Below are 14,402 nucleotides of genomic sequence, written 5' to 3'. Positions count from 1 at the left end.
AAACATGTCGACCATGCGTACACTTGGTGAATTTATTGTTGAAAATCAACACCACTTCCCTCACGCCAGTGGAGACTTATCTTCTCTACTCGGTTCTATTAAATTGGCTGCTAAAATAGTCAACAGGGAAATCAATAAAGCCGGACTGGTTGATATTACTGGCTCGGTGGGCGCAGAGAATGTTCAAGGAGAAGAACAACAAAAACTCGATTTATACGCTAATGACAAATTTAAAGCGGCATTAGAAGCGCGCGATCAAGTCTGTGGCGTAGCCAGTGAAGAAGAAGATGAGGCGGTTGCCTTTAATAAAGATCTTAATAAAAATGCCAAATACGTAGTGTTAATGGATCCACTTGATGGTTCATCTAACATTGATGTGAATGTTTCCGTTGGCACCATCTTCTCAATTTATCGCCGCGTTTCTCCAATTGGTACTCCACCAACCGAAGAAGATTTCCTACAGCCAGGCCATAAACAAGTGGCAGCCGGTTATATTATTTACGGCTCTTCTACTATGTTGGTTTACACGACTGGCAATGGCGTACATGGCTTTACTTACGACCCATCGCTTGGGGTATTTTGCCTATCTCACGAACAGATGATGATCCCACAATCTGGCACCATCTATTCAATCAACGAAGGTAACTACATTCGTTTCCCTACTGGCATCAAAAAATACATCAAGTACTGCCAAGAGAATGTGCCAGAAGATAAACGCCCTTATACGTCTCGCTACATTGGCTCTTTAGTCGCTGACTTTCACCGTAACTTATTAAAAGGTGGGGTCTACCTCTACCCAAGCACTGAAAGCCATCCAAATGGTAAGTTACGCTTATTGTACGAGTGCAACCCGATTGCTTTTCTAATGGAGCAAGCGGGCGGCAAAGCGAGCGATGGTAAAAACCGTATCATGGATTTAAAACCAACCGAGCTACATCAGCGAGTTCCTTTTGTCGTTGGCTCACCATTAATGGTCGATAAAGTAGAAAGCTTTTTAGAGCAATATCCTGAATAGCGAATTGCCTCGACCTACGATAAAGATAGGAGGAGCGTATTCCTCTTATCTTTTTCTCTTGTCACTTGTCTTTTTTTGTCTGTTCTCTTTTATCTCTTCGTTAGAATTTCCTTCGCATATTTCACTCAAGCCCTTTACAACCCCTTAACAAGTCACGTTATAATCAAAGCGTTAATTTCAAATCTAATTGATAGCAAAATAGAGAAAGGAAGCCCAATGAGCTTGAATAATGTACCTGCTGGTAAATCACTACCAGACGATTTATATGTCGTGATCGAAATCCCTGCGAATGCAGACCCAATTAAATATGAAGTCGATAAAGACAGCGGCGCAGTATTTGTTGACCGCTTTATGTCGGCACCAATGTTCTACCCATGTAACTATGGTTATGTGAATGACACCCTATCTTTAGATGGCGACCCAGTAGATGTTTTGGTTCCAACGCCATTCCCATTAATGCCAGGTTCTGTGATTCGTTGCCGCCCGGTTGGTGTATTAAAAATGACGGATGAGTCTGGTGAAGATGCCAAAGTAATTGCGGTACCTCACAGCAAGCTATCTAAAGAATACGAGCACATTCAAGACATCAATGATGTACCTGAGTTACTAAAATCACAAATCACCCATTTCTTTGAGCGCTACAAAGATCTTGAAGAAGGCAAGTGGGTAAAAGTTGATGGCTGGGAAGATGTCGCAGCAGCACGTAAAGAGATTTTAGAATCTTACGAGCGCGCTCAGAAGTAATACCTATTACCAATTCGAACTGGTAACCATGAAAAAGAGCCTACTATAGGCTCTTTTTTATTAGATGATATTTTCATGCGGAGAATTAAACGTTAAGGCTACATTCCACCAGCGTGAGATTGGACACCAGCGGTGTAATCTTGGCGGAAGAAGGGATCAATATTATCGCAAATACCACGATAGGCTTGTCCGGTCGAACCTAGCCAAGAGGCATTCTGGCTACAATACTGCTTTTGTCCGTTAGCGTAACCTTTTTGATAAGCCATATAAGCTTCATCGGTTAAATTAGATGCGCTTTTAGCAAGCTGATGCTGGCTATGTTCAACAAAACCTTTAGCTGCTGTTTGCTCACCATAACTTTGCCATGCTTGGCTATCGGCGGTATTCGGCATATCGTTGTGAGATGCACAACCTGCCACAACCAATAAGGCTAACATTGCGAGGGTCTGTTTTATTACATTTATCTGTTTCATGTCTGTCTCCATTTATTATTAGGACGACTCAATAAGTATACGACATAGTTAAATACGCCTAGCTAGGCAAAAAGTTCACTTTGTTTTTATCGCAATAATCATTATCCCGCTGACACCAATCGCCAGACGGTATGACTTTCGTCAATAAGCGTTTGTTTTGATATAAATATATCCACGCTTGTCCATGTGGCGTCGTGACTAACTCTCGGTCATATTCATGGGGGTAGTCTTCCAATATATCTAATTGCTGCATCGTTTCATCATCAACTAAATACACTTCAGCCACTAAAGCTTGCTCCCCTTTTATCGCCGCGGGATAAGGCCCTAAATCAAACAACTGAAACTGCGCTTGCGTCACGACATTGCCTAAAAATTGGCTATTCGTTAATAAGTGATGATTCGACTCGCCTTGGCGTAACGTGCCATAAACTAAAACACGGTGTGACATCGTTTTTCCTTTTCTATTCATCACCATATTGCTTATTTGCCATCAATTAAAACTAAACTGGTATAGGAAATCGACGGCACTGTCGACTCCGGTCACCGCTTCAACATAGAAATCGGTGAGTAATTCATAACGCACGGTAAACTCGCCTAGTGCGTTAAATATTCCGACGCCATATTTGACCTGTAGACCCGGAGCAATATAACCACTTACCGTAACCTGAGAATCATCACCCGAACCCGCGGTTCCCAGTTGCAAGTCTTGCACACCAAACGCTTCACCAAGCTCACCAACTAACTTGCCACTTTTAGCCAAACTTAAGCCAATTAATGCAGTGGTCATGGTGCTGCCACTTGCGCCATCTTCTACCCCTTGACCACGCAATAGATAAGATAACGCATTGGTTTGCGACATCGCGGGCTCAGAAAACACTTTCACTTCTGGCTCATCAGCTGGGCCATTCACCTGGATCCCGGCAATCACATCATCTTGAGTATTGTCTGGATTTCGAATCGCCTTAATTGCCACATAAGGTTGATCGGCAGGCCCATTCATTAAAATCTTACCTTCTTGAATGATCAAATCCTGCCCAAAGGATTGGTAATAACCTTCCTCGATTCTTACTTCCCCTAGAATAAATGGACCTTTATCTTTCTGAGAAACTTTCAAGCTTCCCACTAAATAACCTTTTAGACCAAATGCCGACAAGCTGACATCATCACCAATATTGATGGTGATATCGCTTTCTAGCGCCATTGGTAGGCCATTATTCTCTTCGACTGGGTTTAGCTCTTCATCCAAAATAATTTCATCTTTCGATAGTCCTACTGCACTTTCTGGTAGGTCTTCGACTAAAATACGCCCCCAAGGAATATCAATATTACCGGTGATTTTTGCCAGTGTAGGCGTAATCGCAATGGTGAGATCTGGCTTCACTTTTAAAGCGACCATAGGCGGAGCTTCGACTTTCAGTTCATCACCAAAGGCACGTAAATTGGCATACCAGTTATTACGTTGCGCCCAATTGGCATCCCCTTGTAGCTGTAAATCACCATCATCGGTTTCTAATACACTATTCAGGGTCGCCGAATAACCATTAAATTGCGTTTTAACTTCCCCTTGATGAATATCGACGGGGAACATCGGGCCCTCTAATTGAAAATCCTCAATATCAAAATTGCCCAATACTTTAGGGTTTAAAATAGGGCCATTAAAGTCGAGCTTGGAATTCAGATTAGCATTAAGCCGGTTTTGCTCGCCTAGCAAAGGACGCAGAAAACCGAGATGAATGCCCTCGATAGTATTATCACCATCAATCGACATCTGCTGAGCTTGCACATTGGGAATCGTGGCTTGGCCTTTAACTTGGCCGTTATTGGTTAACGCCAACAGCCAACTCATATCGAGCTTATTCTGCTTCAAATTAGCCGATAACTTGATGTTGTCCCATGGAATGGTGAGTGGTGTATCCAATTTCTGAACGACATTACCTTGGGGAATATCGACATCTAGCTTAATCTGCGGCGCTTTATTGTTTGCCCACTTCAGCCAAGCATTAACGTTTAGCTCACCATTAATCTCAGTATCTTCTGGGAGGAATACCGCCAACTCATTAAAAGAAAATTGTTGAATCGACAACGTCGCCTCGCCATCGCTGCCGGCTGAAAGGTCTTTATCTAGACAAATTTTCGAAGGTAGGTGTTGCCAACAATGCGCTTGCACATCCACGCGTTGCGATGCCAATTGATAGCCGATATCAACTGGGTGATCAATCTGCCAGATTGGGTTGGTTTGTTGGTTGGTATTTGGCTCCATTAAGGTAATTTGCGCCGACGCTAATTGCCCTTGCCACATTTGCTGTGACTTATTTTCCATTCCACCCTTAACAGCTAGGTTGGTTGAAAATAAATCCGTCATCATATCAAGATCGAGTTGATGATCTTGCTCATTGCCTTTAAAAGCTAAAGTAAGATCTTTGAGTTGATGTTCTTGATATAAACCGCCTTGAGCACTCAAACGAATATCACCACTTGGTGATGGCAAAGGAGAAACTTGCCCTTTAACCAGCAGCGATTTCAATTTGGCTTCACCTTGCTTCCAGTCGATGTCGCTGATCGATAAGTCGGTCAAGATTTGCGGCGACTTTTGTTCACCACGTAGCTGAATATCGCCCATCGCTTGGCCTTTTAGATCTGGAATGGTGGTTTCCAGTTTTGGCATATGAAGCGCTATATCCATATCCCACTGCTGCTCAAGCCTACCTTTAATTCTGACACTATTTTTTGCGTGAGAGAGTTTTAATCCGCGAGTTCTGACAATGTATTGGCCTTTGCCATGAAGATCACTGGCATTTAACTGACCTTTTAAAGACAGAGGATAACCACGTAACTTGCCATCTATCGCCAAGCTTGGAAACTGTACCTTCCAACCTCCTTGTGACGTTAAGTTTCCGGTATTTATTAAGCTGCCATTGAGGATACCTTCCGCTTGTGGCCATTGCATGCCGGGCTGAATATCGCTCAAGCCTAAGGTTGCTTTCCAATTTAATGGCGCTTGCCAATTCACCATTGCCTGACCGGTGACATTGCCACCGAGCGTCGCAATATTTAATTTATGTAATTCAATCTGATCAAGATCGCCCTTTGCATCAAATTCAATATCTGAGGCAGGAATATCCTTGCCTGAAACTTGTGAGTTTAAGTCAAATTGATAGCCCTCTAATGAGCCACTGCCATCTAAATGTTCAACATTAACCTTATAGTCGGCTTGTCCTTTAACTGGCCATTGAGCTTTCGCATCTTTAATAGATAAGCCAAATGGTAACGTGGCTTTCAGCGGTTTGAGATGAGCATTTATTTTCGCTTCTACTCCCCCCGAAAGTTCACTCGATAAATTAAGATTAGCGACACTGCCTTTGGCATCCAAGGTTATCGTCTGGCCAGAATACTCCGCCATTTTGACTAGACCTTTCGCTTGCAGCGTTAACGGGTAGTCTCCAGACATCGTTAGCTTGGTATTTAAGTCTAAATCGGCCTGTGGCATATCAAGCTTAAGATCTCGTATATCGACTTGGCTCCCCGTCAATGAGCCTTTAAAGCCTAGGTGATTCACTTTAACCGGTGAGTCTTGCTGCAAAATAAAGTCATCAACATTAAATTGTTCGACTTGCAAATTGATAGGCAATGCGACTTTAGGTAGAAGAATATCGGGCCGCTGTGCTAGAGGGGTTTTATCGACCGGCTCAGGGGTTTTGTCAGCCTCATCGGGCGCTAAAGTTAAACGTATGGTTTGCCAATTAGTTGGACGCAATGTCAGCCTGCGGCCTTGCATATAAAGCCCGGTAGAAAAATGCTTCCAAGAGGCTTTATAGCCCAAGATATTCAAATCAATATCATTAAGAGTTAGATGCGTCAGTGACACTGGAATAGGGATAAAAATGGCTGGCATTAATGAGCTACTATCGTCTGGCTCACTATTTTCAGAAGCAGGTGCATCCGGCATTGAAAACTTCAGCCCATTGACCGCGATAGTATCAATACACACTGAGTGCTCAAATAGACAGTCAATTGAGGTGGAGAAATCAAAGCGCTTTAATTCCGTCGCAATGCCTAACGCTTCATCGTTATATTGAACATCGTGCAAAGTAAAAGCGGGTAATAAGCTACCTTCGGTGGAGCCTACCTTTAGCTCTGGCACTAATTTTTGCGCCACCCACAAACCACTGTTTAAACCGACATTGGTAAACAACAATAGTGCGACTAATAGCAAAGCAACCAAAACCGTCGTTGGGATCAATAAAATAATGCCAAGTAGCCATTTAAGTAATCGCTTCATTACAACTCAGGACCTAAGGTAAAGTGGATACGGAATTCATCACCATCATCGGCATCTAACCCATAAGCAAAATCTAGACGCACTGGCCCCACCGGAGAAGCCCAGCGCACTCCAAGGCCAACACCTCGTTTCCATTCTGGGGTATCAGTCCAAGCATCACCAACATCTAAAAATGCCGCGCCCCACCAATTGCCGGTTACTCGATATTGATATTCCAAACTAGACGTTGCCATATAGGCACCACCTTCTAGTTCATCGTTACTATCTCTTGGCGATACTTCTTCATAACCATAGCCGCGCAGTGAGTTCACCCCACCGACAAAAAAGCGTAATGATGGTGGTACTTCCGACCAATCATCGGCAAAAGCGCCCCCCGCATCTAAGCGAGTAAGGAAGCGGTGATTACGACCAATTCCGCGAACCCAACCAGTATGACCTACCACACGGATAATTCGCGTATCAGAGAGTAGTGACGGATCGCCATATTCAAAACTGATACTTTGTTTATCGCCCCACATCGGCATGGTGTTACCACGCGTTCTTACTCGGGAAAAGGAAACTCCCGGTAACACATATAAAGAGTGGCCAGATTCGGATGCTTGCACATAGTCTTCATACAACAAACGTAAATAAATGGTTCGATGCCAGCCATTATCGTAGAGCCAATGACGTTCAAACGATAGGTTTTGTTCCTGGCTATCGGTGTCATTATCATCTTCATCTTTAAAGCCGTACTGCACGAGATAGTAATCGTGTAATACATCTTCCAATGGGATCTTATAGTTGGCAGTAAAGGTTTTTTCAGGTTCCGATAACATCACACTGGCACCGACACTATGACCATATTTATTGAGCCAAGGTTTTTTCCATGAAAGCTTGCCACGCGGACCAACATCGGTGGAATAACCTAAACCGGTTTCGATTTGATTACGTGTCTGCGGTGACACTCGAACCTTCATCGGTAATGATTTATCTTCATTAACGCTTTCAATATCTGGCTCCACCGAAATATTAGCAAACCACTCAGAACTCGATAAGTTTTGGTTAAGCTCACCGACTAAAACCGATTGGTACGGTTGGCCGTTTTCATACGGTACTAGTGATTGAACCCGCTTCTGCTCGATTTGACTACCGGTAATAGTCGTCTGGCCAAACACATAGCGTTGACCACTTTGATAATGAAGGTGCACAAAAGCTTGATTACGACTTGGTGAGACTTGCAAACGAGTATCAATAAACTGGCCATCGAAATAGCCTTTCTGTAATGCGAGATTACGCAAAGCACTTTTTAGCCCTTCATAATTCCCATGATTGAGTACTTGGCCTAAATTTAATTTAGATCGGTCTACCAAGCGCATAAAGTCCACATCGGTGGCTGCATCGCCTTCAATCACAATATCACTTTCATAAATGATGGTAGGAATGCCAGCATCCACGGTCACGATTAATTCGTTATCCGCGTCAGGATCATCCGTATCACCTTCAATTTGAAACTGAATAGTAGGGTTGTAATAACCGAGAGCTTTAAGGGCATCGACAATATTTTGCTTAACTCGCGATTGAAAACGCAATGAGGTGGAATATTCACTTTCTTTAATCGCCGATAAATATGAAGACGCATTATCCTCTAGCTCACCATCTAAACCTTCAATGGTGAGTTCGGTTTCCGCATAACTCGGCGTTGCCGAAAAAATCAGCAAACAGGTCAACAATGAAGTGAGGTGACTCTTTTTCATAAGTGAATATTTGTACTCATTGTCAAAACTGCTGTAGTTTGTCATTTCAAAATATTCATAGATTTGAAATGACCACAGGGATTCGTCGGTCTATGGTTAGGTTCTTTGCACCCAATATATGGTATGCAACTTAAACTACCAGACTTTCCCGGTTCTCAAAAGCCAGATAAGGATTATATATGTCGAATAAAGATAAATTAGTGACCCAAGAAACGGCATTAGCTGGCCGTGATGAAAAAATGCTCATCACAGAGTTACATTATATTAATCAAACAGATTTAACCGCCGACAAACCAGCAGGCAGTAAAGAAATATTATTAGGACTCGGATGCTTCTGGGGAGCAGAGCGTGTTTTCTGGCAGCTTGATGGCGTAATCAGCACATCAGTTGGTTATAGCGGTGGTTATACTCCGAACCCGACTTATCAAGAAGTGTGTAGCGGAGAAACCGGACATGCTGAAGTAGTACGAGTGATTTTCGATCCTAGTCAATTGACTCTACAAGAGTTACTGGTGATCTTTTGGGAGAAACATGACCCAACCCAAGGTATGCGCCAAGGTAATGATATTGGCACTCAATATCGCTCAGTGATTTATACCGAAGACCAAAACGATCTCGCGATTGCAGAACAAAGTAAAGCAACCTACCAACAAGCAATCGGTGAATCTTTAAGTAAAAATATCACTACTGAATTGGCGGTAATGGGTGACTACTACCTAGCCGAAACCTACCACCAGCAATATTTAGCCAAAAATCCGCAAGGCTACTGTGGCATTGGCGGCACTGGAGTGTGCTTCCCTCCGAGTCTAGCTTAATACACTTCGCTTAAGAGGTTCTGCATAAACAGGCTTAACGTTCTAAGCCTGTTTTTTTACATCCCCGCTCAAGACTCCATCGATAATTGATGAATCGCCAAGTTGACCTCTTTCATAATCTTCAGCTGTTTCTTATTCGACACATCCGGCAATAGCACTTTACCTTGATCGAAATAAAATTCCCCTACCCCTTTGATTCCAAAGTGCCCTTTAAATACTACTTTGACAAAACGGGCAATTTGAAGTGGGCGATAACGATTAAAAATTGGCTGCATGTTCATTAGTCTATCCAGATTATTGTTATTTGCGATAACGTCTTAACAGGCCCAGAAAGCATTTCAATAGTGACGAAGTGCCACATATTGATGTGCTATTACTATTTATAATTGTTAATAAATATATAGTGCCTAAAACTCAATAGAGCCACATTGATACAGTAAAATTGCTGCAAATTCGTGACAAAGAGCAAATTCAAAATTTTTCAGTTATTGGTTATAGTTAATAAAAGTTAAGCAAAATTAGAGCCAACCTACATTTCACACTTTTCAAATCTATTTATGCGCTATCATATGAATATATGAGGACTTTCTCACTTTTCCAGCATCTAACTAGGTAGACAACTATGATAAGAAAACTATCCATTGCCCTCTTTTTGAGCATGGTGTCACTCGCTGCAAGTGCAAATAACATCCAAATTGGTCGTAGCGTACCGGCAGTAACAGTAGAAAAAGGTGGCGAGATTTTCATGCAAAATGATGATTTCAACTACCTACCTTGGAATACTGAATTACTACTCGGCAAAGTTCGTGTGATTCAAGCGATTGCAGGAAGAAGTGGAGCGAAAGCCATGAATGCTCCTCTAATGGATGCAATTACTCATGCAAAATTCCCAGAAGATAAATACCAAACCACCACTATTGTGAACCAAGATGATGCGATTTGGGGTACTAGCTCATTTGTAAAATCATCAGCAGAAGATGGTAAGAAAGATTTTTCTTGGTCTTCAATGGTATTAGATCAAGAAGGGGTAGTGGCAAAGCAATGGCAACTAACACCTAAGTCTTCAACCATTATCGTCCAAGACAAAACTGGTCGAGTTCTTTTCAATCAAGATGGTGAGCTGACTGAGCAACAAATTGACCAAGTTCTACAACTCATCAAACAAAATCTGTAGTTGATGCATATTGTAATAACATAACATTCTCTTGCCAGATGCGTAATTGTTATAGTATAACAGTTACCCATCTGGTGAGAATTTAAGCCATAACGCTGACTCTCACATTCTATATTTATTCAGTGAGAGCTCGACAATGCATAAAAATATTCTTATTCCTTCTATCTTATCTGCAAGTCTATTCGGCTTATCTAGTGCTGCTGTCGCAGAGTCTCAACATGAATTTAGTCAACATCAAGCCCATGTTCACGGGGTTGTCACCTTCAACATGGTACAAGATGGCAATGATTTTCTAATCGAAATTGAATCTCCAGGACAAGACATTTTAGGCTTTGAGCATGCACCAAGTAGCCAAGCAGAAAAGCAAGCCTATCAACAAGCTGTTGCCTTACTTAAGCAACCTAACCAGTTATTCACTTTAGCGGCTGCGGCTAATTGCCAACCTGTTGATTTCTTAGTCAAAGACAACATAGGTCAAGATGAACACGATCATGAGAACCATGCAGAACATCATGATGAGCATGATCACGACTCTCATCAAGATAACGACCATGATGATCACCACGACCACGACCACGACCACGACCACGACCACGACCACGACCACGACCACGACCACGACCAAAATCATGGCGCATTTACCCTGCAATACCAGTATCAATGTGAAAATATTTCTCAGTTATCTCAAATTGATACTCAATGGTTTAGTCACTTCCCAGCAAGTCAAACCATTGAAGTTAATCTATTAACTGACAGCGCTCAAAAACACATTGAACTCAAGCAACCACAGCAAACCATTACATGGTAAAATAGTGGCTCAAAAAATTAACGTTGCGCGATTAGTCTCAGGATTAATCGCGTCGTTATTTGTTCAAAAGACAAGCTGAAAAGAGACCAAGATGACGATGCCTCTTGCGATAGAACTTAAACAGGTCAGCTTTACTTGGCCGAAACAATCCACACCTACCCTAGTGATAGATCAACTGGCAATTAAGCCTCAGCAACATGTATTTATTCAAGGCCCCAGCGGTTGTGGAAAATCGACCTTGTTAAGCTTATTAACCGGAATAATGACGCCTCAATCAGGTCAAGTTCGTATTCTCGATAAGCAACTCAACTTGTTATCGCAAGCAGAGCGAGACAAATTTCGCGCTCAACATATTGGCTATATCTTTCAGCAATTTAATCTACTGCCTTACTTATCAGTGCTAGAAAACGTCTTGCTGCCTTGCCGCTTTTCTCGCGATCGTAAAGCCAAAACTGAGCAGCAAAGTTCCTCTCTAGAGCAACAAGCAAAGCAACTACTTACTCGGTTACATTTGCCTGCATCGTGTTTTGAGCAACCGATCAATGAATTGAGTATTGGTCAACAACAACGAGTCGCCGCCGCCCGAGCATTAATCGGTCAACCCGAAATCATCATTGCCGATGAACCTACTTCAGCCCTAGATCAAGATAATCGCCAAGCTTTTATTGAGCTATTAATTGAAGAAGCCAATCAATCAGGTGCCACGGTGATTTTTGTTAGCCATGATTCTAGTTTGCGTCGATATTTTGAGGTCTATGTTGACCTGCCAGCCATTAACCAAATCAGCCTAGTGAACCCACAACCAGAGGCAAACTAATGAGTGCGATTATCTCTCTTGCTTGGAAGAGCTTACTCAACCGTAAAACTACCGCCATATTAACCATCATTACCGTGGCAATTTCAGTGGTGCTATTACTCGGTGTCGAAAAAATTCGTACCCAAGCGAAAAGCAGTTTTGCTAACACCATTTCAAGTACCGACCTCATCGTTGGCGCACGCTCGGGTGAAGTGAATTTATTGCTTTATTCGGTATTTCGTATTGGTAATGCCACCAATAATATCGGCTGGCAGAGCTATCAAGATATCGCAGCTCTACCACAAGTTAAGTGGGCAATTCCGATTTCTCTAGGAGATTCACACCGTGGCTTCCGTGTGATGGGCACCAATCAGGACTACTTTACATTCTATCGCTATGGAAGTAAGCAACCACTTACTTTCTCTCAAGGGCAAGCGTTTCATGGCTTATTTGAAACTGTAATTGGCTCGGATGTAGCTAAGAAACTCAACTACCAAATTGGTGATGAGATCATTATTGCTCATGGCATCAGTGATAAGTCTTTTACTCGCCACAAAAACTTACCCTTCACCATTACGGGTATTTTAGCGCCAACCGGTACGCCGGTGGATAAAACCGTGCATGTTTCATTAGGTGCCATTGAAGCGATTCATGTTGGCTGGGAATCCGGTGCACACCTAGGACACACTCCTGATAAACAAGTATTAGAGAACCAACAATTTGAGCCCAAAGAAATCACCGCGTTTATGCTGGGTCTGAACTCTAAAATCCAAACCTTTATGCTGCAAAGGCAAATCAATAATTACAACAAAGAACCGTTGAGCGCCATTTTACCCGGTATCGCATTAAGTGAATTGTGGGGCATGATGTCGGTAGCAGAACAAGCCTTAATGGTCATCTCGGGTTTTGTGGTCATTGCTGGTCTACTAGGTATGTTGACGAGTTTACTTACTGGGCTACAAGAACGTCGTCGCGAGATGGCAATTTTGCGTGCTATGGGGGCACAACCTAAACACATCTTCTTTTTATTGATGAGTGAAGCGAGTTTATTAACCTTGCTTGGTATCACGGCTGGCACTGGAATACTCTACCTTGTGTTAGCCGCTTGTGCACCAATCATAGAACATCAATATGGCGTCAAAATTGCGTTAACCGCTTTATCCCAACATGACCTTATGTTACTACTACTGGTACAAATTTCAGGAGTCGTGATCGGACTATTCCCATCACTTAAGGCATATCGTCATTCTGTCGCTGATGGCATGACCATAAAGGTATAAAGATGCAAACTATCGCCATTCAACCTTTTCAATCCAACCATCTCGTCAATAGATTCTTATGGCTGACTATGCTGTTGGTGTGCCTTTGCGTGCCTCTCGCCGCTCATGCCGAACAAAAACAAGAACCATTGAAACTTGACTGGATAGACTTAGTTCCAGTCGATGAACAAAAGAACTTTGATAAACTCGGCATGCCTGCTCCCGGCAATCATACTGGTGGCAAGGCAAAACAAAATCCAATTGGTCATACTCGTCCTGAACTCAATAACAGTTATGTCAAAATTCCCGGCTTTGTTATTCCGCTAGAGGGCGATGAGAATACTATTACCGAGTTTTTACTGGTGCCATATTTTGGAGCTTGTATCCATGTGCCGCCACCGCCACCGAATCAGATTATTTATGTCAAATTTCCTAAAGGCGCGCCTGTTCAGCAGCTATGGGATGTGGTGTACGTAGTAGGAAAATTAGAAACTCAAGTACTAGATCATGAGCTGGCTCAAACGGGATATACCTTACAAGGTGATGCCATCGAAGAATATGACGATATGTAGGCAGCCCAAATAACAAATCAAATAACTAAGTAAATAACGAAAAGGGAGCTCAACGGCTCCCTTTTTGCTTCTACTATCGGTTAACTAGCTTAAGCAATTATCGCTCTCTCTCGTAACTGATGTAGACAAATCTCCACCAGCTCATCCAATGATTTATCGCCTGCTGGCAAATCAATTTCAGGATTTTGTGGCGCTTGATACTCAGAATCAATACCTGTGAAATTTGGGATCTCACCGGCTCTCGCTTTCTTGTATAAACCTTTCGGATCGCGTTTTTCACACACTTCTAAAGGCGCATTAACGAACACTTCGATAAACTCACCATCGGGTAGTAAGTCACGCACCATTTGGCGTTCAGCGCGATGTGGAGAAATAAACGCCGACAGTACAATCAAACCGGCATCAGCCATTAGTTTAGCTAGCTCACCAATACGACGAATATTTTCTCGGCGATCTTGAGAGGAAAAGCCTAAATCACTGCATAAGCCATGGCGCACATTATCGCCATCCAGCAAATAGGTGTGATAGCCCAAGCTAGCCAATTGAGACTCTAATGCCCCAGCAACCGTCGATTTTCCCGCACCCGATAAACCAGTAAACCAAAGCACCACTGGCTTTTGCTTTTTTAATTCAGATCGCGTTTGCTTGGTCACCTGATGCTGGTGCCAAATGACATTTTCATCTTTATTCAAAACAGTCATTAATAGATTCCATGCTACTTAGCCTAGCCT

General features: G+C 42.7%; 14 protein-coding genes. 8 read left to right on the top strand and 6 right to left on the bottom strand.

Annotated elements, in window-relative coordinates:
- Positions 1-4 precede the first annotated feature (4 nt).
- Complete coding sequence (gene fbp / locus L3V25_RS05805; protein WP_237294516.1) at positions 5-1,015, top strand: class 1 fructose-bisphosphatase; 1,011 nt, start codon at positions 5-7, stop codon at positions 1,013-1,015.
- Positions 1,016-1,231: 216 nt separating this feature from the next.
- A complete protein-coding gene (gene ppa / locus L3V25_RS05800) occupies positions 1,232-1,759 on the top strand; it encodes an inorganic diphosphatase (RefSeq protein ID WP_089122156.1) in 528 nt (175 codons plus the stop codon).
- Between the two features lie 98 nt (positions 1,760-1,857).
- On the opposite strand, the gene L3V25_RS05795 is transcribed toward ppa, so the two are convergent.
- Genes L3V25_RS05795 through L3V25_RS05780 form a run of 4 tightly spaced genes read right to left on the bottom strand, consistent with a single transcriptional unit; the run spans position 1,858 to position 8,247 of the window.
- Positions 1,858-2,232 (bottom strand): DUF2799 domain-containing protein, encoded by a 375-nt coding sequence (locus L3V25_RS05795; RefSeq protein ID WP_237294515.1) that lies wholly within the window; start codon positions 2,230-2,232, stop codon positions 1,858-1,860.
- Between the two features lie 58 nt (positions 2,233-2,290).
- Positions 2,291-2,680 carry a gamma-glutamylcyclotransferase gene (locus L3V25_RS05790; protein WP_237294514.1) on the bottom strand — a complete coding sequence of 130 codons (390 nt, stop codon included), beginning with the start codon at positions 2,678-2,680 and terminating at the stop codon, positions 2,291-2,293.
- A 42-nt stretch (positions 2,681-2,722) separates the two neighbouring features.
- Positions 2,723-6,511, bottom strand: a complete 3,789-nt coding sequence (locus L3V25_RS05785; RefSeq protein ID WP_237294513.1) for a translocation/assembly module TamB domain-containing protein — start codon at positions 6,509-6,511, stop codon at positions 2,723-2,725.
- Positions 6,511-8,247 (bottom strand): autotransporter assembly complex family protein, encoded by a 1,737-nt coding sequence (locus L3V25_RS05780; protein WP_237294512.1) that lies wholly within the window; start codon positions 8,245-8,247, stop codon positions 6,511-6,513. The genes L3V25_RS05785 and L3V25_RS05780 overlap by 1 nt, the downstream gene beginning before the upstream one ends.
- Before the next feature lie 179 nt (positions 8,248-8,426).
- Between L3V25_RS05780 and msrA the strand changes: the two genes are divergently transcribed.
- Positions 8,427-9,062 (top strand): peptide-methionine (S)-S-oxide reductase MsrA, encoded by a 636-nt coding sequence (gene msrA, locus L3V25_RS05775; protein ID WP_237294511.1) that lies wholly within the window; start codon positions 8,427-8,429, stop codon positions 9,060-9,062.
- A gap of 68 nt (positions 9,063-9,130) precedes the next feature.
- Here the strand turns inward: msrA and L3V25_RS05770 are convergent, their stop codons facing one another.
- Complete coding sequence (locus L3V25_RS05770) at positions 9,131-9,337, bottom strand: DUF1107 family protein (protein ID WP_027697893.1); 207 nt, start codon at positions 9,335-9,337, stop codon at positions 9,131-9,133.
- A gap of 347 nt (positions 9,338-9,684) precedes the next feature.
- On the opposite strand from L3V25_RS05770, the gene L3V25_RS05765 reads away from it, so the two are divergent.
- The 5 genes from L3V25_RS05765 (at position 9,685) to L3V25_RS05745 (ending at position 13,671) form a co-directional block, all read left to right on the top strand.
- Positions 9,685-10,236: a YtfJ family protein gene (locus L3V25_RS05765; protein ID WP_237294510.1), complete on the top strand. Its 552-nt coding sequence runs from the start codon at positions 9,685-9,687 to the stop codon at positions 10,234-10,236.
- A 136-nt stretch (positions 10,237-10,372) separates the two neighbouring features.
- Positions 10,373-11,044: a DUF2796 domain-containing protein gene (locus tag L3V25_RS05760; RefSeq protein WP_237294509.1), complete on the top strand. Its 672-nt coding sequence runs from the start codon at positions 10,373-10,375 to the stop codon at positions 11,042-11,044.
- Positions 11,045-11,141: 97 nt separating this feature from the next.
- Positions 11,142-11,861: an ABC transporter ATP-binding protein gene (locus L3V25_RS05755; RefSeq protein ID WP_237294966.1), complete on the top strand. Its 720-nt coding sequence runs from the start codon at positions 11,142-11,144 to the stop codon at positions 11,859-11,861.
- A complete protein-coding gene (locus tag L3V25_RS05750; protein ID WP_237294508.1) occupies positions 11,861-13,120 on the top strand; it encodes an ABC transporter permease in 1,260 nt (419 codons plus the stop codon). The genes L3V25_RS05755 and L3V25_RS05750 overlap by 1 nt, the downstream gene beginning before the upstream one ends.
- 68 nt (positions 13,121-13,188) lie before the next feature.
- The gene (locus tag L3V25_RS05745) at positions 13,189-13,671 is read left to right on the top strand and encodes a DUF3299 domain-containing protein (RefSeq protein WP_237294965.1); all 483 of its coding nucleotides are present in this window, start codon (positions 13,189-13,191) and stop codon (positions 13,669-13,671) included.
- An 89-nt stretch (positions 13,672-13,760) separates the two neighbouring features.
- On the opposite strand, the gene cysC is transcribed toward L3V25_RS05745, so the two are convergent.
- Positions 13,761-14,372, bottom strand: a complete 612-nt coding sequence (gene cysC / locus L3V25_RS05740) for an adenylyl-sulfate kinase (protein WP_237294507.1) — start codon at positions 14,370-14,372, stop codon at positions 13,761-13,763.
- Positions 14,373-14,402: the final 30 nt, after the last annotated feature.

The sequence above is a fragment of the Vibrio sp. CK2-1 genome, from assembly GCF_021726515.1.
GTDB lineage: Bacteria > Pseudomonadota > Gammaproteobacteria > Enterobacterales > Vibrionaceae > Vibrio.
This window is presented reverse-complemented; position numbering and strand designations above follow the sequence as displayed.